Origin of the sequence: Erythrobacter epiphyticus (genome assembly GCF_034653295.1) — a bacterium.
Taxonomy (GTDB): Bacteria; Pseudomonadota; Alphaproteobacteria; order Sphingomonadales; family Sphingomonadaceae; genus Erythrobacter.
This window is the reverse complement of the sequence record NZ_JAYEEU010000004.1, coordinates 1-22,075: the sequence shown is the minus strand read 5'-3', so window position 1 is coordinate 22,075 and position 22,075 is coordinate 1. Positions and strand designations below refer to the sequence as shown.

Sequence of the window (22,075 nt, the reverse complement as noted above, 5' to 3'; positions counted from 1 at the left end):
TGGGCGCCATGCCTATGGGCTTGCACAAGCCCTGACAAGCGCCCTAGTCTGCGGTCATGACGAATATCGCCATTTGTGCACCGGCAACCCCGATCACGCGCGAACAGGCCGCCGCGCTGGAGGCGCTGGTCGCGGCAGAGTTTCCCGCACACCGGGTGACGTTCCACGAACAATGCTTTGCACGGGCCGGGCATTTTGCCGGCGATGATCTGGTGCGGCTCACCGCGCTGCTCGATTGCGCCAATGATCCGGCCTTCGATGCGGTGTGGTTTGCCAAGGGCGGCTATGGTTCGAACCGCATTGCCGAAGCCGCCATCGCGCGGATGAACAGCCACGCCCGCGCCAAAAGCTATGTCGGCTTTTCCGACTGCGGCTATTTGCTGGCCGCGCTCTATCGCAACGGGATCGGGCAGAGCGTGCATGGCCACATGCCGGTCAGCGCGCGCTCGGAAGGCGGGCGTGAGGCGATCCGGCGGGTGCTGCGCTGGTTTCAGGGGGACACCAGCGGGGTCGAGCCGAGCCTTGACGGAGCGACTCCGGCTGCGGCCTTCAACCTCATCACGCTGGCGATGCTGTCCGGCACCCCGCTCATGCCGGATCTGTCCGGCCATGTGGTGATGGTGGAGGAGGTATCGGAACATCTCTATGCGATTGACCGCATGTTCTTCCACCTTGCCGGCGTGCTGCCCCGCCTCAAAGGGCTGCGGCTCGGCAGCGTCACCGACATTCCCGAAAACTATGTCGCCTTCGGCCAGAGCGAGGAAGAGATCGCACAATTCTGGTGCGCGCGGGCGGGCATTCCCTACCTCGGCCGGGCCGAGATCGGCCACACCTCTGCCAACACGGTTGTGCCCTTCGGGCTTGCCAGCCCGCCCCAGCGCCACTAGCGAGCCGCGCCACAAGCAGCAGCCATAAGCGATAAGAGGGTCCATCATGCGCGCTTTTGTATTTCCGGGGCAGGGCAGCCAGAAGGTCGGCATGGGTGCCGAACTCGCCGCAGCCAGTGCGGCCGCCCGCGAGGTGTTTGGCGAGGTTGACGAGGCGCTGTCGCAGCACATGTCCACCCTGATGCGCGAAGGGCCGGAAGACGAATTGCTCAAGACCGCCAATGGCCAGCCCGCGATCATGGCCAATGCAATGGCGACCTTGCGCGTCCTCGAACGCGATTTCGGTGTCCGGCTTGCCGAACATGGCGCTTGTGTGGCGGGCCATTCGCTGGGCGAATACACCGCGCTCTGCGCTGTCGGCGCTTTCGGGTTGGCGGATACGGCGCGGCTGCTCCGCCTGCGCGGGCAGGCGATGCAAGAAGCCGTGCCCATCGGGGAGGGCGCGATGGCGGCCCTGCTCGGCGCGGATATGGACAAAGCCGCCGCGCTCGCCGCAGCCGCCGCGCAAGGCGAAGTGTGCGAAGTGGCGAACGACAATGATCCCTCGCAAGTCGTGATTTCCGGTCACCGCAGCGCGATCGAGCGGGCGGTGGAACTCGCCAAGGAACACGGCATCAAGCGGGCCCTGCTTCTGCCGGTTTCGGCACCGTTCCATTGTTCGCTGATGGCGCCTGCCGCCGATGTCATGGCGCAAGCGCTTGAGACGACCCCGCCGGGGACGCTCACCTTGCCTGTATATGCCAATGTCACCGCTGCGCGCGTCACCGACCCGGAGGAAGAGCGCGAACTTCTGATCAAGCAAGTCACGGGGCAGGTGCGCTGGCGTGAAAGCGTCGCGCAGATGCACGCGGATGGTGCCGAAGAATTTGTCGAACTCGGTGCCAAGGTGCTCGCCCCGATGATCGGACGCACGGTGAAGGAAGCGGCAAGCCGCAGCCTTGTCACCATGGCTGATCTTGAGGCTTTCGCCAAAGAAATCGTGTAACCCTGCCGTTTGTTCGCAAGGCCAGCAAAGGATCCCAAGCCATGTTCTCACTTTCCGGCATGAATGCACTGGTGACAGGCGCAAGCGGCGGCATTGGCTCGTCGATTGCCGAGGCGCTGGCACGGCAGGGTGCGCGGGTTGCGCTCTCGGGCTCGAACGGCGCCAAGCTGCGCGCCTTCCGCGAACAGCTGATCGAGGATGTGGGCGGCGATCATGTCGAAATCACCTGCAATCTGGCAGACAAGGTGCAGGTGGAAGAGCTGATCCCCGCGACGCTCGATACGCTCGGCAGCATTGATATCCTGGTGAACAACGCCGGGATCACCCGCGACAATCTCGGCATGCGGATGAAGGACGAGGAATGGGACGAGGTAATCGCGATCAACCTTGCCTCCGCGTTCCGCCTGATGCGCGCGGCGGCCAAGCCGATGATGAAGGCGCGCTTTGGCCGCATCATCAACATCACCAGCGTCGTCGGGGCAACCGGCAATCCGGGCCAGATGAATTACTGCGCGGCGAAAGCCGGCCTCACCGGGATGACCAAGAGCTTCGCGCAGGAAGTGGCGAGCCGCGGGATCACCGCCAATTGCGTCGCCCCCGGCTTTATCCGCACCGCGATGACAGCCGCGCTCGATGAAAAGCAGCAGGCCGCGATCAATGGCCGCATTCCGATGGGGCGGATGGGTGAAGGCGCCGAGATTGGCGCGGCGGTGGCCTTCCTCGCCAGCCGCGAGGCAGCCTACATCACCGGCGAGACCGTGCACGTCAACGGCGGGATGGCGATGCTCGGCTAAGGGATGCAGGGCGCGTCTGGCCGCGCCCTGTTACCCCTTATCCCCAACCCTTTGGGCCGCCACAATCAGCCATGCTTGCCCGTGGGTGCAGGTGCGCTAAGGTTTCATCCGACTTTCTGGCGCTTGAGGGCGATTCCTTCGCTTTCTTGCCACATGGGGAAACGATAGGCGAAAGCTATGAAAGCTACGATCGAACGCGCCACGCTGTTGCGGTGCCTCTCCCACGTCCAATCCGTGGTCGAACGCCGCAACACCATTCCGATCCTTTCCAACGTGCTGATCGATGCGAGCGATGGCGGCAGCGTGCGGGTCATGGCGACCGACCTTGACTTGCAAGTGGTGGAAACCATGTCAGCCGCTGCGGTGGAACAGGCCGGCGCGATCACCGTTTCGGCGCACCTGCTGTTCGATATTGCGCGCAAGCTGCCCGAAGGCAGTCAGGTCAGCCTGACGACCAGCGAAAACCGGCTTGAGGTCAAGGCCGGACGTGCCAACTTCAAGCTGCCGACACTGCCGCGCGATGATTTCCCGGTGATTGTCGAGGGCGATCTGCCGACCAGCTTTGAACTGCCCGCCCGCGTGCTGGCCGAGCTGATTGATCGCACCCGCTTTGCCATTTCAACCGAAGAAACGCGGTATTACCTCAACGGCATTTTCCTGCATGTGACCGATGAGGATGAGCCGCTGCTCAAGGCGGCGGCAACCGACGGCCACCGCTTGGCGCGCTTCACCTTGCCGCGCCCCGAAGGCGCCGCCGGGATGCCCGACGTGATCGTGCCGCGCAAAGCCGTGGGCGAGCTGCGCAAGCTGCTCGACGAAGCAATGGACGGCAATGTGCTGATCGATCTTTCGGCGAGCAAGATCCGCTTCACGCTCGGCGGCGAGGGTGGGGTGGTGCTCACCTCCAAGCTGATTGACGGCACCTTCCCCGATTACAGCCGGGTGATTCCGACCGCGAATGACAAGCTGCTCAAGGTTGATCCCAAGCTGTTCTTTGCCGGGGTTGATCGCGTCGCCACCATCGCCACCGAAAAGACCCGTGCGGTGAAGATCGGGCTTGAGGCGGACAAGGTCACGCTCTCGGTGACGTCGCCGGATAATGGCACCGCCGCCGAAGAGCTTATGGCCGATTATGGCGCGGAAGGCATGGAGATTGGCTTCAACGCCAATTATCTCAAGGACATCCTCAGCCAGATCGAAGGCGATACGGTGGAAATGCACCTTGCCGATGCAGGCGCGCCGACACTGATCCGCCAGAATGATCACAGCCCGGCGCTCTATGTGCTGATGCCGATGCGGGTGTGATCGTGGCTCAATGCCGCGCACCTTTGGGCCTTGGGGCATGATGTTCAGCGAAGTCCATGTCCGCAAGGGCGCGGTTCAGGATGCGGTGCTGGCCGAGCGTGAAGCGCTGGCGCTGGCGGACGGCATGGTGCGCCTCGCGGTCGAGAGCTTCTCCGTCACGTCCAACAACGTCACCTATGCCGTGGTGGGCGATGGCTTTGGCTACTGGGATTTCTTCCCCGCGCCTGAAGGCTTCGGCATTGTCCCGATGTGGGGCCATGCGCGCGTGATCGAAAGCCGCTGCCCGGACATTGCCGTCGGCGAGCGGGTCTATGGCTATCTCCCGATGGCGAGCCATCTCGATGTCCGCGCCGGCAAGATCACGGCCAGCGGCTTTGCCGACATGGCGGAACACCGCCAGCCGATGAGCCCGATCTACAACCAATATGCCCGCCTTGCCGCTGATCCGGAGCATGATCCCGCGCATGAGGCCGAGCGGATGATCTTCGGCCCGCTGTTCCGCACCGGGTTTCTGATTGCCTTTTTCATGAAAGCCAATCACTGGTTTGGCGCAAGCCAGCTGGTGATCACTTCGGCGTCCTCCAAGACGGCACTTGGCCTCGCCAGCGCGGCACGCGATCAGTCCCCGCAGATCAAGCGGATTGGCCTGACCTCACCCAGCAATGTCAGCTTTGTCGAGGCGAGCGGGCTCTATGATCAGGTCGTCGCCTATGATGCGGTGGGCACGCTGGCGGCCCAGCCTTCGGTGAGTGTGGACTTTGCCGGCAATGCGGGGTTGCTCGGGCAGGTGCACAAGCATCTGGGCGATAGTTTGCACTATTCCTGTCTGGTCGGTGCCACGCATATCGAGGCGCGCAGCACGCTTGGCGGCGGATCGGCCATGCCGGGGCCCAAGCCGGTGCTGTTCTTCGCGCCCGATCATGCCGTTGCGCTGTTCCGTGAACTGGGGCCGGAAGAAGCGACCCGGCAGATCGCGGCAGCCTGGCAGGGCTTTCTCGCGGCGATGCAAGGTAGCATTGCCATCACCCGGCTACACGGTCTCGGCGAAGCCCGCCGGGTGTTCTGCGACATGGTGGGCGGCAAAGTCGATCCCGCGCAGGGGATCGTGATCGAACCTTAGGCGCCCACTGGCCCTGCTATTCCGCTGCCTCGCGCATCTCGGCGCGCTGCGGCCCGCGGATCAGTCCGCCGGGCGTCGCCCCCGTCCATTGCCCGTCGCGAAAGGTCACAACGCCGCTCTTGATCGTCGCGACATAGCCCTCGGCCTTTTGCAGCAAGCGCTTGCCGCCCGCGGGCAGATCAAATGCCAGCCACGGCTTGCCGAGCTTGAGCCGCTCAAGATCAATGACATTGAGATCGGCGAGATAGCCGGGCGCGATCACGCCGCGATCCTCCAGCCCGTACAGCAGCGCCGTATCGCGGCATTGCCGCTTGATTGCCTGTTCGAGCGCAATGCGCGCGCCGCGTTTGCGGCTTTTCACCCAATGCTCCAGCATGAAGGTGGGCGAGGCCGCGTCGCAGATCGTGCCGCAATGCGCGCCGCCATCGGACAGCGAGTTGACGGTGTCCTCGGCGTGCTGGAGCGGATGGAGGAAGTCAAGATTGCCTTCCGCGTAATTGAGAATAGGCAAATAAATGAAGCCCTTGCCTTCGTTTCTGCACAGGAGATCATAGGCATATTCCTGCGGGCTGACACCCGCAGCGGCAGCGCGGGCGTTTATGCTGGCTTCGGGGCCCGGTTCGTAATCGAAGTCCGGGTCCATTTCGTATTGCAGCGCCCAGCCTTGCGAAATCACCATGACCACGCCGAGGATATCCTTGGGCGCGGCGGAATAATCATTCGGCTCGCTCAGCAATCGGGCTTTGAACGCGGGATCGAGCAGCTTTGCGCGCTGCGCCTCCCACGGCCATTCCTTGATCACCTGCCATGAGGGGCGGAAGGCAAAGGGATTCACGGTGCCCTGCCACGCCATGACGATGCCATTGCCGCGCAGGGCAATTTGCGCGACGATGTTGGCGCCGTTGTCATTCTCGGCGCGCATCGCGGCGATCTGTTCGTCGAGCGGCATTTCCTTGGCAATGGATTGGAGCGCGGCAAAGGTGACGGGAATGCCGGCCTCGCGGCTCAACTGGCCCATCCATGCAAATTCGTTCCACTCACGCTTGAGATCGCTTGCCATTTCGAACACGGCGTGGCCGCCCGCGGCCTTGGCCCGTCCCATCGCCTTGCCGATCGCGATCAGCTCTTCGGCCGTCGCCGTGGTGCCGGGGACGAGTTCGCCATCAACCGATTTGTGCAACACCGTGCGCGAGGTGGAAAAGCCGAGCGCGCCCGCGCGCACGCCCTGTTCGACAATGCGCGCCATTTCGGCAATGTCGTCTTCAGTCGGCACGGCGCCGGGTTGTTCCCGATCGCCCAGCACATAGGCGCGCACCGCACCGTGGGGCACATGCGTGCCTACATCGACCGTGCGCGGCAGCTTTTCGAGCGCGTCGAGATATTCGGGGAAGGTTTCCCAGTCCCACGTCATCCCTTCGGCGAGCGCGGTGCCGGGAATATCCTCAACCCCTTCCATCAGGCTGATAAGCCATTCGTGACGGTCAGGCTTGGCGGGGGCAAAACCGACCCCGCAATTGCCCATGATCACGGTGGTGACCCCGTGCCAGCTTGAGGGTGCCATTTCCTGATCCCAGGTGGCCTGCCCGTCATAATGGGTGTGAATATCGACAAAGCCGGGCGCGACGATCTTGCCCGTCGCGTCAATCACGGTGTCCGCACTCCCGGGAACCGTGCCGACCGCTGCGATCAGCCCGTCCTTGACCGCGACATCGCCGGTAAAGCCCGCAGCCCCGGTGCCATCGACAATCGTGCCGCCCCGGATGATGAGGTCGTAATGCGCCATGTCTATCTCCCCTTTATGGGAAGAACATGTCGCAATCACGCGGACCTGTCCACCGCTCAGGCGGCGGCGGCAATGTCCGGAGCGTCGAGGAATTCGCGGATCGCGGCGACGCTTTCATCGGCATGGGTCAGCAGGAACAGGTGCCCGCCGCCGGCAAAGGTCACCAGCCGTGATCGCGGGATCATTGCATTGAGGATCTTGCCGTTGATGACGGGGACAATCTGATCATCCTCGCCCATCATGATCAGGGTTTCCTTGTTGAGGAAGGGCAGGGCCGGCAGGCTTGTCCAACCCATCATGCACATGAGCTGATAGAGATAGCCGCGCGGGCTCGGCGGTTTCAACCGGCCGATATGGCTGTCTTTCTGGTGCGCTGCGCCATCCTTGTCGACCCCGCCATAGAGCGTGGCGAAGTGCTCGTTCATGAATTCCGGATCAATATAGCGACGCGGATTGGCCATCTTGGTGAAGGCCGCCGGATTGCCGGGCACCATCGCCATGCCCGGCGTGGTGGCGATCAGCGTGAGTTTGCGGGTGCGCCCGGGATGCTGCAACGCAAAGTGCTGCGCCATCGCGCCGCCCCACGAAACCCCCATCACATCGACCTGATCAAGACCATATTTCCCCAGCAACTGGGCCGCGGTCCAGCTCATGGTGAAGGGGTTGTAAGGGATCAGCGGATCGGGTGATTCGCCCGTGCCCGGCATGTCGAACATGATGAAGCCGCGTTCGGGCAGAGCAGCGGCCAGCGGGGCAACCGCTTCGATATTGGCACCGATCCCGTTGAAGAAGAGGATCGGGAGATGATCCGATGGCATATCGAGCCGCCAGGCCGCAGTCCGTAGCGTCCGCCCGCCGATTTGCTCCATCGCAATGGTCGCATCATTCATTGCATCTGCCATGCAATTGGTCCTTTCGCGTGCCCCGCCGGAGCACCGGGTGGGCGCGTTCATCGATCCCTCACGAACGCGCCCATAAGTGGTGTGGCCTGCTGATCGGGCGTGCTTGCCGGGGCACAGGCTGGGGAGGCTGTATCAGACTTCCTCGACAACGTAGAGTCCCGGTGCGGGATCCAGCGGCGTGAAGGTCTTGTTGCCAAGCGTGGCGGGCGCCGGCTTCTTCTTGCCCGAGCGCGCCTGCACCCATTCCATCCAGAACGGCCACCAGCTGCCTTTGACTTCCTCGACACCCTGCAACCATTCGTCGGCGGTTTCGGGCAGCGGGCCCTTCCTGGACTGGACGAAATACTTGGCCTTGGGGTTGGTCGGCGGGTTGAGGATCGCCTGCATGTGGCCCGATTGGCTGAGCACGTAAGTCACGTCCTTCGAGCCAAACAGCTGGGTGGAACGGTAGGTCGCCTTCCACGGCGTGATGTGATCGGTCACCCCGCCAAGGATGAACAAATCGCTCGTCACCTTGGACAGATCGATCTTGTGATCGACCATCTCGACTTCGCCTTTCTTGGTGAAGGCGAGGGTTTCGTAGATCGTCAGGAAATCGCCCATCAGACTGGCGGACAGGTTGGTGGCATCGGCATTCCAGAACAGCACGTCAAACGCGGGCGGATCAGCGCCGAGAAGGTAGTTGTTGATCACATAGTTCCAGATCAGATCATTGGGCCGCAGCCAGGCAAAGCCGCGCGCCAGATCATCCGCCTTGATCACGCCTGCCTTCGCCGCACGTTGGCGGGCGAGCTTCATGCCATTCTCGCTGACCAGCGATCCGGCTTCGATGTCGGTCGCCTTGGGGTGGAGCACGCAGACCATCAGGGTAAGCGCGCCGAGCAGATCGGATTTGTCTGCCGCAAGCTTGCTTGCCAGCATCGCGGCCGTTTGCCCGCCCGAGCAACCCGCCGAGACATTGACCTTCTTCGCGCCGGTGATCGCCGCAACCGCTTCCATCGCTTCGCGGCAGGAATTGACATAATCGGCCATGTCCCAGCGGCCCTGTTCCTTGGTCGGATTGCGCCAGGAAATCACGAAGGTCTGGATGCCGTTGTCGACCTGCCACTTCACCACCGACTTGTCGGGCGACAAGTCATTGATATACATCTTGTTAATCTGCGGCGGGATGGTGAGCTGCGGGATTTCATAGACCTCTTCCGTCGAGGGCGCGTAATGGATCAGTTCCATCATTTCGGTGCGCAGCACCACCGCGCCTTTCGAGGTCGCGATGTTCTCCCCGAGCTTGAACGGGCGCTTGTCGACCTGGCTGACCATGCCCTTGTTGTTGACGAGATCATTGTAGGCGTTCTGCAAGCCCTTGATCAGCGATAGCCCGCCGGAATCAATCACCCGCTTTTGCGCGGTCGGATTGCCGGCCAGCGTGTTGGTGGGGGCAAGCCCGTCGAGGATGATGTTGGCGATGAAATTGGCGCGGTTGCGCTCCAGCTCGTCCAGCTCAAGCTCTTCCAGCCAGTTGCGCATCCCTTTCTGCACCGCGAGGTAATATTGCGCACCCGCGCGGAAGAAGGGGTTGTATTGCCATGCCGGGTCCATGAAGCGCTTGTCTTTGGGGTCCGGGGCAAGTTCGCTCTTGCCGGTCATAATCTTGACCATGTCCTCGGTCATGGCCTGGGCATGTTTGAAGGTCCGCATCGGATCGGATGCAGTCTCGCGCAGCAAGAGGGCAACTGCGCTCACGAAATCCTCGCGAGCGACACCGATCAAGGGGCCGAGCGCCGTGGTCGATTGGGCCGCTTCGTTTTCCAGTTTTATTTCGCCGCGTGCCATATCATCCCCTTTTTTCCAGCCCGGACGGTGAGCCGCATCCGGTGGTGCTGTTCTTGTCTTGGGGCGAACATGCCGACAGGCTCTGCAAAGTTCAAGCCTGCGACATGATTGCGCCAAAGGTTGGCCCGGACGGGCCGATCAGAGCCTCCCCGAAAAGCGATTTTTGGGTTCAAAATGGCGGTGATTTCCGCGCGGCGTTTAACAAATACTAACCAAGCTCTCCTAGGGTCGCAGCGCTAGCAGGCCGAGGCGGCGTGGTGATAGGAGTGGACGGCGCGTGTTGCTGAAAGGGATCCTGGGTGCGAAGCGCGCGGTGCCGTCGCCAGACACCCCCGCGCCAGATAACGGCGCCCCGCTTCAGCAAAGCGAGCGGCTGACCTTGCTTGACGAAGTCGAGCGGTCGGGGCTGGGCTGGTTCTGGGCGAGCGACGCCAAAGGCCATCTGACTTATCTGAGTGCGGCGCTTGCCGAACGTATTGGCAAACCGCTGGAAGACCTGCTCGGTCAGCCGATGGCGACAGTGTTTGTGCCGACCGATCGGGAAGGGCGCGGCAAATCGCTGGCGCTGATGCTGGGGGCGCACAAGGCTTTCAACGGGCTAGCGGTCGAAGCGGTCCATTTACAGGGCGGCGCGGTGTTGCGCTTTTCCGGCCAGCCGATGTTCGGCGAAGAAGGCCGCTTCATCGGATTTCGCGGAACCAGTGCGGACATCACCGAGGAATTCCGCCGCGAGGAAGAAACCGAACGCCTCGCAAAGTACGATTCGCTCACCGGCCTGTCGAACCGTCATCGCATGGCGCACAAGATCGAGAACACGCTCAAGGCCTTTCAGGCCGCGCGCCGCAATTGCGCGGTGATGATGCTCGATCTCGACCGGTTCAAGCAGGTCAATGATACGCTGGGTCATGCTGCGGGCGATGAATTGCTGCGGCAGGTGGCCGAGCGCTTGACCCGTGCGGTTGATCGGGATTGTGAGATTGGGCGGCTCGGCGGCGATGAATTCCAGGTTCTGCTGCCCGATATGGATGATCGCGGTGAGCTTGGCGAAATCGCCATGCGGATCATCACCATGCTGCGTCAGCCCTATTCGCTCGCCGACGGGCGCTGTGTGATCGGCGCGTCGGTGGGCGTAGCCATCGCCCCGCATGATGGCGTGACCCGCGAAGAAATTGTCCGCGCGGCGGATCTGGCGCTGTATTCGGCCAAGAACAGCGGGCGCGGGCAATATCGTTTCTATTCCGGCGAACTGGAAAATGACACGATCTTCCGGCGGCGGCTGGAGGAAAACCTCGGATCGGCGCTGGCCGATGAGGAATTGTTCCTGCGCTTTGAACCGATGATCGAAGCGGACAGCGGATATGTCCGCAAGCTGGAAGCCCATGTCTGCTGGAACCATGCGCAGCGCGGCGAGATCGACGAGGAGGAATTTGCCGAAATCCTCGAAGGCTCCAGTCATGTGTGCGATGTCGGCCTGTGGGCAATCCGCAGCGCTTGCCACCATGCCAGCACCTGGCCGGAATCCTTGCGGGTGGCTGTCAATGTGCCGGTCGCCTTGTTCATGCTGCCGGACTTCGTCGATGAAGTCGCGCAGGCACTCCATGAGGCCGGGCTTGCGCCGGGGCGGCTTGATCTTGAAGTCAGCGAGGCGGTGTTCCTTGGCGATAACGCGGTGGTCGACCGGGCGATGGGCGGCCTCAACCGGCTTGGCGTGCCGCTGACGCTCGACGAATTCGGCAGCGGCTTTTCCTCGCTTGCCTATCTGCGGCGCGCACCTTTCAGCGCCGTCAAGATTGATCGCAAGCTGATCGCCGCGGCCGAGCATGAGGAAGGCGATGATCTGGCGCTGGTGCGGGCGATTGTTGCACTGGCCGGCGCGCTTGCGATGCAGACCATCGCGGGCGGGATCGAGACCACCGGATTGCTAAGCGCTTTGCAGGGCGCCGGGGTGCAATTCGTGCAGGGGCCGATCTATTGCGAGCCGGTGGATCAGGCGACCTTGGCTGAAGTCCTCTCGGCCGGCGGCTGGCGGATCGAGCCATCGGCGAAGCGCAAATATCGCGCGCGCCGCCGCACGGTGTTCCGCAAGATCCATGTGATCCACGATGATCACTCCTACGAGGTGACCTTGCGCAACCTGTCGCGTTCGGGCGCGCTGATCCAGGGGCTTGCCGATGTGCCGAAGGGCACGCAGTTCGTGGTTGATCTGGGGGGCGGCCAGCTCGCGGTTGCTACCGTGATCCGCTCATCTGGCGATACGCAGGGGCTGGAGTTCGAACACCCGCTCATCGACGATGGTGCCGGCGGCCTGTGCACCCGCAACCGCGTGTCGCCCTATGCCTTGGCGGCGGCGGGCGCGCCGCTCGCAGCGTTGGGGCCGGGGGCCTATCAGGCGATGCCCGGCGGCAATCTTGGGCAGGGCGGCAGTGTGCCCTTGTTCGCCTATGCGGCACCGGGACGGAACGAAGCGGCGTAGCGGCAGGAACCTGAGGCGGGTGTTGCGTTTTTCTCGCATGACACATTCGCTCACCATCGCTAAGTCGCGGGACCAATGACCGACCTTTCCAAAATCCGCAATTTCAGCATCATCGCGCATATCGACCATGGCAAGTCGACCCTCGCCGACCGGCTGATCCAGTTCACCGGGGGCCTCTCCGCCCGCGAGATGTCCGAGCAAGTCCTTGATAACATGGACATCGAGAAAGAACGCGGCATCACCATCAAGGCGCAGACCGTGCGCCTCGCCTACACCGCCAAGGATGGTGAGACCTATCAGCTCAACCTGATGGACACCCCCGGCCACGTCGATTTCGCCTACGAAGTCAGCCGCAGCCTCGCCGCCTGCGAAGGCGCGCTGCTGGTGGTGGACGCCGCGCAAGGCGTCGAGGCGCAGACGCTCGCCAATGTTTACCAGTCGATCGAGCATGATCACGAGATCGTCCCCGTCATCAACAAGATCGATCTGCCCGCCGCCGAGCCGGAAAAGGTCAAGGCCGAGATCGAGGATATCATCGGCCTCGATGCCTCGGATGCGGTGCTGACCAGCGCCAAATCGGGCATAGGTATCGAAGATGTGCTCGAAGCCGTGGTCGCGCGCATTCCCCCGCCCAAGGGCACCACCGAAGCCCCGCTCAAGGCGAGCCTCGTCGATAGCTGGTATGATCCCTATCTCGGCGTGGTCATCCTGGTGCGCGTGATTGACGGCAAGCTCACCAAGGGCCTCAACATCAAGTTCATGCAGGGCGGCACCCAGCACCTTGTGGACCGCGTGGGCTGCTTTACCCCCAAGCGCACCGATCTGGCCGAGCTTGGCCCGGGCGAAATCGGCTTCATCACCGCCCAGATCAAGGAGGTCGAACAGGCGCGCGTCGGCGACACCATCACCACCGTCAAGAACGGCGCGACCGAAGCGCTGCCCGGCTACAAGGAAGTGCAGCCGGTGGTGTTCTGCGGGCTGTTCCCGGTCGACGCCGCCGATTTCGAAAAGCTGCGCGAGAGCATCAGCAAGCTGCGGCTCAATGACGCCAGCTTCTCCTACGAGATGGAATCAAGCGCCGCGCTCGGCTTCGGCTTCCGCTGCGGGTTCCTTGGCCTGCTGCACCTCGAAATCATCCAGGAACGGCTCAGCCGCGAATATGATCTCGATCTGATCACCACCGCGCCGAGCGTGGTCTATCGCATCCACCTTGGCCACACCAAGAACGAGGATGCCAAGGTCATCGACATCCACAATCCGGCCGATTGGCCCGATGTGAACCGGATCGAGATGATCGAGGAGCCGTGGATCAAGGCGGTGATCTACACGCCGGATGAATATCTCGGCTCGATCCTCAAGCTGTGTCAGGATCGCCGCGGCATCCAGACCGAGCTGACCTATGTGGGCGGCCGCGCGCAGGTGACCTATGAATTGCCGCTCAACGAAGTGGTGTTCGATTTCTACGACCGCCTGAAGTCGATCTCCAGAGGCTATGCCAGCTTCGATTACGAGCAGATCGGCAGCCGCGAGGGCGACCTCGTCAAGATGAACATCCTCGTCAACAACGAGCCGGTGGATGCCCTCTCGCTGATCGTCCACCGCGCCAATGCCGAAGAGCGCGGGCGCGGCATGTGCGAGCGGCTGAAGGATCTGATCCCGCGCCACCTGTTCAAGATCCCGATCCAGGCTGCGATTGGCGGCAAGGTGATTGCGCGCGAGACCATCGCCGCGCTGCGCAAGGATGTGACCGCCAAGTGCTATGGCGGGGACATCAGCCGGAAGAAGAAGCTGCTGGAGAAGCAGAAGAAGGGCAAGGCGCGGATGCGGGAATATGGCAATGTGAGCATCCCGCAGGAGGCGTTTATTGCCGCGCTGAGGATGGGGGAGGAGTAAGCTTCTCTAATTCTGAGGATGCGGGAGCGCCCAAGGCGCTCACCGCGTTCTGGCTTGCCTCTTGCCCGCATGTGAGTGGGCCGACAGTATCGATACAATCAATTCCATCGTCGCCCCGGGCTTGACCCGGGGTCCCGCTGGGGCGGTGGGTGTGAGAGCCGCTTTCAGGCAGGTTCAGGGCAGAGCCGTGGACAACCGTCATGCCAATGATTGAATGGTCCTTCATCGTCGCCCCGGGCTTGACCCGGGGTCCCGCTTGCTTTTTCGCCGGGTTCAGATGAGCAAGCCAAAAAGGCCGTCCCAGTCCGGGTTTCCCTGCTCGATCAGATCGAACTTCCACTGACGGTGCCAGCGCTTGATCCGCTTTTAATGCGCGATCGCCGCCGCGATAGACCCGCAGCGCTGCGCCCAGACGAGTCGCTTCAACCCATATCGCGCGCAGAAATCAGAACCGCTTCCTTCGCGATGCTGGTCTATCCGGCGGGGCAGATCGGCTGTCACACCAACATACAGCGTGCCGCGATAGCGATCCGCCATGATGTAAACCCAACCCTCTGATATTGCATGACTCATTTGCGAAATGAAGAACAAGCGGGACCCCGGGTCAAGCCCGGGGGGTATAGGGATAACTGACGAAATGCCGCAAGGTGACCACAGATGGGTTTAGCTATCGTTCCTTGGGGGTCCTTCGCTGCAGCTATGCGCTGTTTTTTTGGCAAACTGCCGGTTCAACGGCAAAGTGCTCCGCAACCGCTTATCGAACGCCATTCCAATTACAAGGGTCATAAAGATCGACCATGTGGCGGAGGAAAGCCAGCCATTTCCAAATCGCAGTAGGATCTCCTGAATTGGCCAGTGAAGCGCATAAAGTGGAAAAGACCATGCTCCCATGAACCGCGCTACAGCCACAGCAACGCCCGCCTGCTGCAACTGGAGGCCGCATAGCAAAATCACTGGATTGACCAGCAGGATTACAATGTAATCTGCCCACCCCAGATAGGAAGCAATTATGATCGACGCTGGAAGCAAGGTAAAACTCAGAAAAGCGCTCCCGCGCGGCGCAGCGCCATTTAGCCGCCAGAGCACGACACCTAAAGTGTATGAAAGTATCACGCGAGGGAAACCTGAAAGATATTCATCACCTTGACCGAGATCTGCGTCATAAACGCCTGTTGTCATGAGCAAAAGCGCTAAACAAAAACCAACCACGCTGACCAGAGCTACTGTTGTCATTTTGCGGAGTAAAAAAAATGAACAATATTTGCAAATATCTCAAAGTGAATTGACCACATCGGATTATTCAAATTGAATGCGCCGTCCCAATTTGGGAGAAATAATAAAGCGAGTCCAGTCTGAACCGTTACCAGATAGGGCTCGAAACCAGACGCAATTTTCCAAACAAAAGAAATGAAGACGCCTAGTGCTATTAGAGGCCAAAGCCGGGAAATTCTAATATCAAAGAACTTGCTCGCACCGAGGCTCGGCATGCGATCTTCGAATGCAGCCGAAATAACAAAACCTGAAAGCAAAAAGAAGAAGTCGACCGCCAAATAGCTTCGTCCAAATGGGGTCCAACCCCCAACCAAGAAACGCGGCATGATTTATCGCCACCATAAGTGCCGCGATGCCGCGAAGCATATCGAGACCATAATATCTTCCCACATCATGATGGAACACCTATCGTTCCGAATAGGCAAGGAAATTCATGCTTCGCGCACTGCGGCTAGCCACCTTACACGTTGGACGCCTCGAAAAACCTTCGCCTTTGATGCGCTGATCTGATTCATTGTCCCCGTCGATGAGCGGGGGCGATGATGGTTGGTCAAGCCTCTAACGCAAGTCACATTCGCCTCAGCTTTCGTCTCAAATTCGAAGCATCAACCCCATGCCGTCGCGCAGCTTCCCGCAAGCCAAGCTCTTTGATCATTTCGCGAAGGCGCTGCAATTCACCCTCGCCAGCAAGGGCAGCGCTTCGAGCCTTCGCAACTTCGACGGGCAGGCGCATGGATAGCCCGCCCGCCGCTGCACCTTCGAGCGCAGCCCTGTCTGACAGTATCGCGCCAAGCCGCCCCGGCGGAATGCGCAGCGCCTTAGCCGCACCGGCCTTGCCCACCAGCGCTACCAGCTCAACAAGCGCGACCCTGAATTGAGAGACGCTATCGGCGCTAAGCCCATATTCGGGATCAAGCTCGCTATCCGCCCCAAGCACCTGCTGCCGGTCAATTTCATTGGCCTCTTTGCCAATGTAGCGGATAGCGCTGGCACGAATATGCCGCCGGTTGGTGGTTCCACGGTCCAGATAATCGCCGTTCAAGAATTTGCTTTTCGGGTGCAGGTGATATCGCCCGATGGCTTCGCGATAGGTGTGCAAATCGCTGGCAGGGACGGCGTTGCCGGTGATGCGGTCAAAGGCGGTTGCGGCGATGGTGGCACTATCCTTGGAGAAAGGCGCGATGGGCTTCACCGGCGACACCTTGCGCGGCCTGCCCTTGCGAGCCTCCGGCGCGATTGTTTCTCCCTTCGCCCAATTGCGCTTGGCGCTGAGCGACAAGAGAAAGCCAAAGGGTTTGACCTGATCGCGATAGAGCCGGTTGGCATTGTGATGCTTGAACCATCCCAGCAATTCGGGCGCGGTGGCACCGTAGCGGCTCACTGCCGGGGCATTCATCGCAGGGTGGAAATCGAGCCGGGGCATATCGGGCTTTAGCCCAAGCCCCGCTAAGACAATTTCGAACCATAGATCGCAATGCCAGCGCTCTACGCCATCGCGCATCACGCTTTCATCGGCCGCGGGAATGTCGGCGGGCGGATTGGCTTGATCATAGGGTGAACGCAAATGGCCCAGCCCATGCGCCGATACCTTGCGCAATATAGGCGCGCCATCGCTTGCAAGGTTGAACAGGGCATAGCGCTTAGAAGATACTGCCCAGCAATAGAGCGGCTCCGGCTCGCCCGTTGCCAACCCGTCATTCTCGCTTTCGATTTTCAGGATCGATCCGGGAAAGGCGTAGGGGTTAAGGGCAACAAACCAGTTGGCGATTTCCTCCACGCGATTGCGGAATTCATCACCTGCCATGGTGCAGGGCTTGGCAATTGCCATGCTGTCCGTATCGCAGAAAGCCCATTCCAAACCCTGCCGTTCGATCAGGCTTTCGGTGATGGCCAGCATCAGCCGCGCCGCGCCGGTGATCAGCGCGCCTAGCAGCGGGTGAAAGAATTCACCGGGCTTTTCAGCCTTGTTGGTTTCGCGGTCAAAAGCCTTGCCATCATGGCCGATGATACTGGCAATGAAACGCTTTGAGCGCTTGGCGACATTGATTTGCAGCCAAATCCCGTAGCTGGTGGAGTTACCGCAGATTTTGAGATTGTGCTGAGCGCCATCGAGCATCACCTTTTCAGCGCCGCTTGCAGCTTTCATCCGGCCCTGCGTTTCCTTGCGCAGTTCGATCACCCGCTTGAAAAAGTCAGTCTCGACAGGATCAACCCGGTATTCGGCCTTCCCGCTGATATTTACCGGGCGCAAGCCATCCTGCATCGGTCCCGGATCGAAGGCGATGGCCTCCACCACTTTGGGCGCTTTGCCGGTCAAGAGCTTGGCGGCAATGCAATCAGCCAGGGTGAACCATAACGGCGCATCGGAGCTGAGATAATTGGCGGCAATGGTGGAGAGCTGTTCACCCTCATAGGCGGCGCGCACCGGGAATATGTCGGCATCGGGCAGCACCTTCACCAGCATGGACAGCTTTTGCCAAAAGTCTGGTGACTGCAAATCCTCGACCGACACACCGGCAAGCAGGCTTTGCGCCTCTGCCGTGGCATCGCGCCACCCCATGCCGCTGGCGGTCACATACCGCCAAAGCCCCATAAGGGTGCACACCGTGGGATACATCGAGAGGAAATCGCACAGGATCACTTGGCGCACCTCTCGCCTGATCCGCACCTCTGATCGCCCGCCATAATAGCTCGACATGAGCGCGCCCATAAGATCCTCGGGGAAATCGGGCTGCACCTCACGCCAAGGGGCAATGCCCATGGCGCGCAGATAGGCTTTGCCAAGGCTGGCTTCGCTAAAGATTTGCTCAGGTTGCAAATCGGGCAGCTCCAAGGCTTCGAGCTTAGACATCAATGCGGCGTAACATTCCCAAGTCGCCTGCACATCGCGCACCACATAGCGCAGCATTTCATCGCAAACCGGCCCGTCAAAATCATCGAATTCGAGCTTGGGATTAGGCACTTCAAGAAACCGGCTGAGCGCGCCGAGATCGAAGCCGCGTGACAGCAAGGAATGGGCAAGCGTGCTTACGTCCACGAAATAGCCGCGCCGAACAGGGGTTTTTTCGCCCCGGTTGCGCTGGCTGCGGCTATCTCGCTGCCGAAAGGGTGCGGCGAAATCCATGATGGCCGCCCGCCGCGACAGGTGCTTGATCCGCACATTCGGCCAGAATTTCTGGTGCGACAGCGTGAAGGTGAAGCCGCCATACATTGCGTCTTTGGCTAAGCCGTGCCTGACAGCGAGCCGGGATATGTCGAAAGGCAAATTGAAGCCCACAATCCGGGCGCGCAGCCGGTAGGCTCTGCCGAACAGGTAATCATCGACAAATTCATCGCGGGTCATGGCCAACAGCTTGTGCCGCTTGGCATAGGCTAGCAGGGTTTCAACCTCAGCCTTGCTCAGCTCTTGGGGATCATAGAACAGCCCCGCGAATTTGACCGCATCGCCCTTGCGCAGTTGGAACGCGCCAAAGCGCAGAGCTTGGCTTGCATCGGTCCGGGTCTCACAATCGAAGGTGAGCGTCCAATCGGATGCGCCGATACCGCGCCTTGGCTTTCTGGCCTTGGGGGCAGCGGCATAAGCGCGAAGCGCAATCGGCAAATGATCAGGAGCCGGGATCATGCGAATGCCTGCCCGGCTTGCTCGCCACCGGCAACGTTGGCCCGTTCGATCAGGGCAAGCCCAAAGGCGCTGAGCTTGTCGATCACCAGTTCAAGCAAGTCCACAAGGCCCAGCAAGAACATTCCAATAGCCGCAAGCATCGCATCGGCCTTGGCACCGATGGCGGGATGATCCTTTTGATCATCGGTCACCTTGCGATGGCAATTGGCGCAGATAAACACCGTATCGGGATCATGCTTTCGCCCTGCGACATGGTGCCGTTCAAGGGTGCGATAATCAGCCTCGCCGCAGGTGCCGCAAATGGGCTTGTCGGTGCCGAGCTTTTCCAATCGCCGCTGTTTGCGGATTTCGCGGGCAAGTTCTTTGTCAGTCATGGTCTTATCCTTTCAGGTGATGATCCGATAGATTTGGTGGTATTCTTCGCTGCCGCTGTAGGTGTAATCTATGCGAAACAAGGTGTTGGGATCGGTTTCGAGCGGGTGGGCTATGCCAGCGGCATCGATCACCGATTGGCCGATGAAGGGTGCGAGCAAGTCGGTCTCAATGGTGCGCAGGAATTCACTCACGGCAGCGAGGTGCTTGCCGTTCAACGATGCTTGCTCAAAATCGCGCAAGGTGAGTTCGACGGCATCGCCGCTGGTGATCACCGTCATGCGGCGGGTGCGATTATCGGCGATGCGCCATTGCTTGCCCCGCCTCTCGGCAAGGCCATTGCTGTGCAGAAACCGGCGAAAGCGCTCAGCGGATACCCCGGCATCCTTGGCGGCGAGGGATTGATTGCCCGTCTCGCGAAGCCGTCTCAACGCAGTCTCTAACCCGGCATCGCTCTGCACCGGCTTAGCCCGAATGGGCTTTTCACCAGCCCGCGCATGGCCGCGAGCCTGCGAGCGGCTCAGCCCACGTTTCAGAGCGTTGGCAATCCGGCGCTGATACTCAGCTTTATAGTCGCGTTGGCGGGGCAATCGTCATCTCCGAATCGGCGATGACGACCAAGTAAGGCATGGGATTCGGCAGATTGGGCTATTCTGCGCAGGTCTCTAACGATTCGCCGGGCGCAGTCTCTTGGAAAACAGCTGGATCACCGCGCAGGAATTCCAAGTGGGGCTGCAAAATGCAGGATCGAACGCCACGCAGGATCAAATCGAGCGATGGCGGCGAAATGGATTGTTGCCGAGACCCAAGCAGACCGGGCTAGGCAGAGGGCGCGGCAGTTTCATCAAAGTTCCCGCCATCAGCATTGCTCAGACCGTGGAGATCGAAAGGCTGTTCGCCATTCGCCGAAAGCTTGACTGGGTGGGCTGGCAGCTTTGGCTAGAGGGCTTCCCGGTTTCAGACCAACACTGGCGCGGTCCGCTCGAAATCGCACAGTCGAGGCTATTGGAGGCACAGGCAGCAGCGGGTCAGTTCGATTTCGTCCAAATCGATGAGGCCCCGGACCCTGAGGCCATCAAGCAAGCCATAGTAGCAGCATTGCGCAGCACCGCGTTGGATGGGCAACTGACCAAAATTTCTGCTGAGCTGGTCGAAACCTTGGCCGGTTTCTTGCAAGAAATGATAACCGGCAATTTTCAGGGATTTAGCCCGGACAGCGCTTCACGGCCGAACGCCAATGAACGCGACGCGGTTTTGAGCGCCATGGGCGTCAAATCGAAATCCGCACAAACAATTGCTCATTTCGCGGGATCAATCGAAATTGAACTTCAACAAATTTCCAAGGCTTTCAGCGTCATTTCGTCTAAAAATGCAATTACCGAACCTTCGATAGAAGCGCGACAAGGTTTGCGATACGCAATTGAAATTGGCTCATATTTATATCGCAATTCCAAGGCTCTGACGGGTGGGAAATCGCTAAAAGTCCTATCTCGAATTGCCGCTAATCCGTCGATCACCCTTCAAGCCATCATGCTTTTGCTTTGGGCAGAATATCGGGAAATCAGCAAAACCATGCTGCCCTTTTTCCAAATCGTAGAGATGCGCAGGCAGGTGCCGAAATTGCCTCAAATTCCTCATTGATAAATGCAATTTTGTCTCCGAATTTTCGCGGCTTATGGTATGGTTGCGAATGCTCGAAAACACGGAAATTACCCCTGATAATAGCGCCGATGAATGGGCAATTCGCTCCGAATTTTGGCTATCGGAATATGGGCAATCGCTCCCCATTCGAAAGGCCCGGCAGCGCAATCCAGCGCCGCTTATATTGAATGGCCACGGCGTTTCGATGTGCATCGAAAACGGGGCATTGGTCATTCGGGATGGCTTTACCCATTACCCGCAAAAGCAAATCCGATATCGATTTTTCCCGCGCGATTTCGAATTGCCGACGCGGATAATGTTGCTTGATGGCAGCGGCACGCTTTCCTTCGAAGTGCTGTCATGGCTGGCAGATCAGGGGGTGGCGCTTGCCCGGATCAAATCCAATGGCGACGTTGCGATTGTCGCCAGCGGGTCGGGTTATGCTGGCGACAGGCAAAAGATTGAATGGCAATTGGCGATGCGCGCCGACATGGCCAAGCGCCTTGAATTTGCCGCAGACCTTATCCGGCGCAAAATCGCGTCAAGCATCGCAACGCTAGAGGCACACATCCCAGCATCGCAATTGCGCGATATGGCGATTGCCAAAGCCTACACTGGAATTGAGCGGCTAGAGCGTGAAACCTTCACTGACATGAATGCCATATTCGCCATCGAAGGCGAGTGCGCCTCGGCCTATTTCCGCTCGTGGCAAGGTCTGCCCGTTCAATGGAAGGGCATCACGCGTCGCCCGATCCCTCAAGATTGGCACGCTTACGGATTGCGCAGCTCACTTGCGACCGGCGTGAAGGCTGAAAATCGCAATGCTTCTCACCCCGTCAATGCCATGCTGAATTATGCCTACGCGGTGAAGCTCGCAAAGGTGCAGATCGAAGGTAAGCGCTGTCCTGAGCCCACCTTGCGCGGGTGACGCGGACCGCGGAGTGTCCGCGCCCTGATTGTAGAGGGCGCTGATGCTATGACGATGTCATGTGATGATGCTGGTATCAGCGGTGTGCGTCGCTTCGAGGTTTTCACCGGTGTCGGCAAGCGTCGGGACTGGCCGCCGGAGGTGAAGGCCTCGATCGTCGCGGAGAGCTATTCGGGCACGGAGAGTGTGAGCGCGGTGGCGCGCCGCCATGGCATGTCGGTATCCCAGCTCTTCACTTGGCGCCGCCTGCTGCGCAAGGAGATGGAGG

General features: G+C 60.4%; 19 protein-coding genes and 1 pseudogene. 11 read left to right on the top strand and 9 right to left on the bottom strand.

Going from position 1 to position 22,075, the window contains the following annotated elements:
• Positions 1-56 precede the first annotated feature (56 nt).
• From SOQ14_RS02095 to SOQ14_RS02075, 5 genes are all read left to right on the top strand, one after another.
• Positions 57-887 carry an LD-carboxypeptidase gene (locus SOQ14_RS02095; protein WP_322896392.1) on the top strand — a complete coding sequence of 277 codons (831 nt, stop codon included), beginning with the start codon at positions 57-59 and terminating at the stop codon, positions 885-887.
• Positions 888-933: 46 nt separating this feature from the next.
• Positions 934-1,872, top strand: a complete 939-nt coding sequence (gene fabD / locus SOQ14_RS02090; RefSeq protein ID WP_322896391.1) for an ACP S-malonyltransferase — start codon at positions 934-936, stop codon at positions 1,870-1,872.
• 41 nt (positions 1,873-1,913) lie between these two features.
• Positions 1,914-2,666, top strand: a complete 753-nt coding sequence (gene fabG / locus SOQ14_RS02085; protein WP_322896390.1) for a 3-oxoacyl-[acyl-carrier-protein] reductase — start codon at positions 1,914-1,916, stop codon at positions 2,664-2,666.
• 177 nt (positions 2,667-2,843) lie between these two features.
• Positions 2,844-3,971 carry a DNA polymerase III subunit beta gene (dnaN, locus tag SOQ14_RS02080; protein WP_322896389.1) on the top strand — a complete coding sequence of 376 codons (1,128 nt, stop codon included), beginning with the start codon at positions 2,844-2,846 and terminating at the stop codon, positions 3,969-3,971.
• 37 nt (positions 3,972-4,008) lie between these two features.
• Complete coding sequence (locus tag SOQ14_RS02075) at positions 4,009-5,091, top strand: DUF2855 family protein (protein ID WP_322896388.1); 1,083 nt, start codon at positions 4,009-4,011, stop codon at positions 5,089-5,091.
• Positions 5,092-5,107: 16 nt separating this feature from the next.
• On the opposite strand, the gene SOQ14_RS02070 is transcribed toward SOQ14_RS02075, so the two are convergent.
• The 3 genes from SOQ14_RS02070 to SOQ14_RS02060 form a co-directional block, all read right to left on the bottom strand.
• Complete coding sequence (locus SOQ14_RS02070; protein ID WP_322896387.1) at positions 5,108-6,874, bottom strand: N-acyl-D-amino-acid deacylase family protein; 1,767 nt, start codon at positions 6,872-6,874, stop codon at positions 5,108-5,110.
• A gap of 56 nt (positions 6,875-6,930) precedes the next feature.
• Positions 6,931-7,776, bottom strand: a complete 846-nt coding sequence (locus tag SOQ14_RS02065) for an alpha/beta fold hydrolase (RefSeq protein WP_322896386.1) — start codon at positions 7,774-7,776, stop codon at positions 6,931-6,933.
• A 132-nt stretch (positions 7,777-7,908) separates the two neighbouring features.
• Positions 7,909-9,606 (bottom strand): PHA/PHB synthase family protein, encoded by a 1,698-nt coding sequence (locus SOQ14_RS02060; protein ID WP_322896384.1) that lies wholly within the window; start codon positions 9,604-9,606, stop codon positions 7,909-7,911.
• On the opposite strand from SOQ14_RS02060, the gene SOQ14_RS02055 reads away from it, so the two are divergent.
• From SOQ14_RS02055 to lepA, 3 genes are all read left to right on the top strand, one after another.
• The gene (locus SOQ14_RS02055; protein WP_322896382.1) at positions 9,600-9,818 is read left to right on the top strand and encodes a hypothetical protein; all 219 of its coding nucleotides are present in this window, start codon (positions 9,600-9,602) and stop codon (positions 9,816-9,818) included. The two genes, SOQ14_RS02060 and SOQ14_RS02055, sit on opposite strands and share 7 nt — an antisense overlap.
• Positions 9,819-9,886: 68 nt before the next feature.
• Positions 9,887-12,079 carry a sensor domain-containing protein gene (locus SOQ14_RS02050; RefSeq protein WP_322896380.1) on the top strand — a complete coding sequence of 731 codons (2,193 nt, stop codon included), beginning with the start codon at positions 9,887-9,889 and terminating at the stop codon, positions 12,077-12,079.
• Positions 12,080-12,154: 75 nt separating this feature from the next.
• Positions 12,155-13,972: a translation elongation factor 4 gene (lepA, locus tag SOQ14_RS02045; RefSeq protein WP_322896378.1), complete on the top strand. Its 1,818-nt coding sequence runs from the start codon at positions 12,155-12,157 to the stop codon at positions 13,970-13,972.
• 273 nt (positions 13,973-14,245) lie between these two features.
• Here lepA and SOQ14_RS02040 read toward each other — a convergent pair.
• The 6 genes and pseudogenes from SOQ14_RS02040 to SOQ14_RS02015 all read right to left on the bottom strand — a co-directional run bounded on the left by SOQ14_RS02040 (position 14,246) and on the right by SOQ14_RS02015 (position 19,828).
• Positions 14,246-14,545, bottom strand: a pseudogene (locus SOQ14_RS02040) (GIY-YIG nuclease family protein).
• A gap of 90 nt (positions 14,546-14,635) precedes the next feature.
• Complete coding sequence (locus SOQ14_RS02035) at positions 14,636-15,205, bottom strand: acyltransferase (protein WP_322896376.1); 570 nt, start codon at positions 15,203-15,205, stop codon at positions 14,636-14,638.
• A complete protein-coding gene (locus SOQ14_RS02030) occupies positions 15,202-15,570 on the bottom strand; it encodes a hypothetical protein (RefSeq protein WP_322896374.1) in 369 nt (122 codons plus the stop codon). The genes SOQ14_RS02035 and SOQ14_RS02030 overlap by 4 nt, the downstream gene beginning before the upstream one ends.
• Before the next feature lie 242 nt (positions 15,571-15,812).
• Positions 15,813-18,866, bottom strand: coding sequence for a hypothetical protein (locus tag SOQ14_RS02025; protein ID WP_322896372.1), 3,054 nt, complete (start codon positions 18,864-18,866; stop codon positions 15,813-15,815).
• Positions 18,863-19,240 (bottom strand): hypothetical protein, encoded by a 378-nt coding sequence (locus SOQ14_RS02020; RefSeq protein WP_322896370.1) that lies wholly within the window; start codon positions 19,238-19,240, stop codon positions 18,863-18,865. Before SOQ14_RS02020 ends, SOQ14_RS02025 begins: the two co-directional genes overlap by 4 nt.
• Before the next feature lie 12 nt (positions 19,241-19,252).
• Positions 19,253-19,828 (bottom strand): hypothetical protein, encoded by a 576-nt coding sequence (locus SOQ14_RS02015; protein ID WP_322896368.1) that lies wholly within the window; start codon positions 19,826-19,828, stop codon positions 19,253-19,255.
• A gap of 100 nt (positions 19,829-19,928) precedes the next feature.
• On the opposite strand from SOQ14_RS02015, the gene SOQ14_RS02010 reads away from it, so the two are divergent.
• The 3 genes from SOQ14_RS02010 to SOQ14_RS02000 form a co-directional block, all read left to right on the top strand.
• The gene (locus SOQ14_RS02010) at positions 19,929-20,879 is read left to right on the top strand and encodes a GYD domain-containing protein (protein ID WP_322896366.1); all 951 of its coding nucleotides are present in this window, start codon (positions 19,929-19,931) and stop codon (positions 20,877-20,879) included.
• A gap of 49 nt (positions 20,880-20,928) precedes the next feature.
• Entirely contained in the window at positions 20,929-21,807 is an 879-nt protein-coding gene (locus SOQ14_RS02005) for a CRISPR-associated endonuclease Cas1 (protein WP_322896364.1), read from the top strand.
• Between the two features lie 48 nt (positions 21,808-21,855).
• Positions 21,856-22,075, top strand: a 220-nt coding sequence (locus SOQ14_RS02000) for a transposase (RefSeq protein WP_322896362.1), incomplete at its 3' end; no start/stop codon positions are given.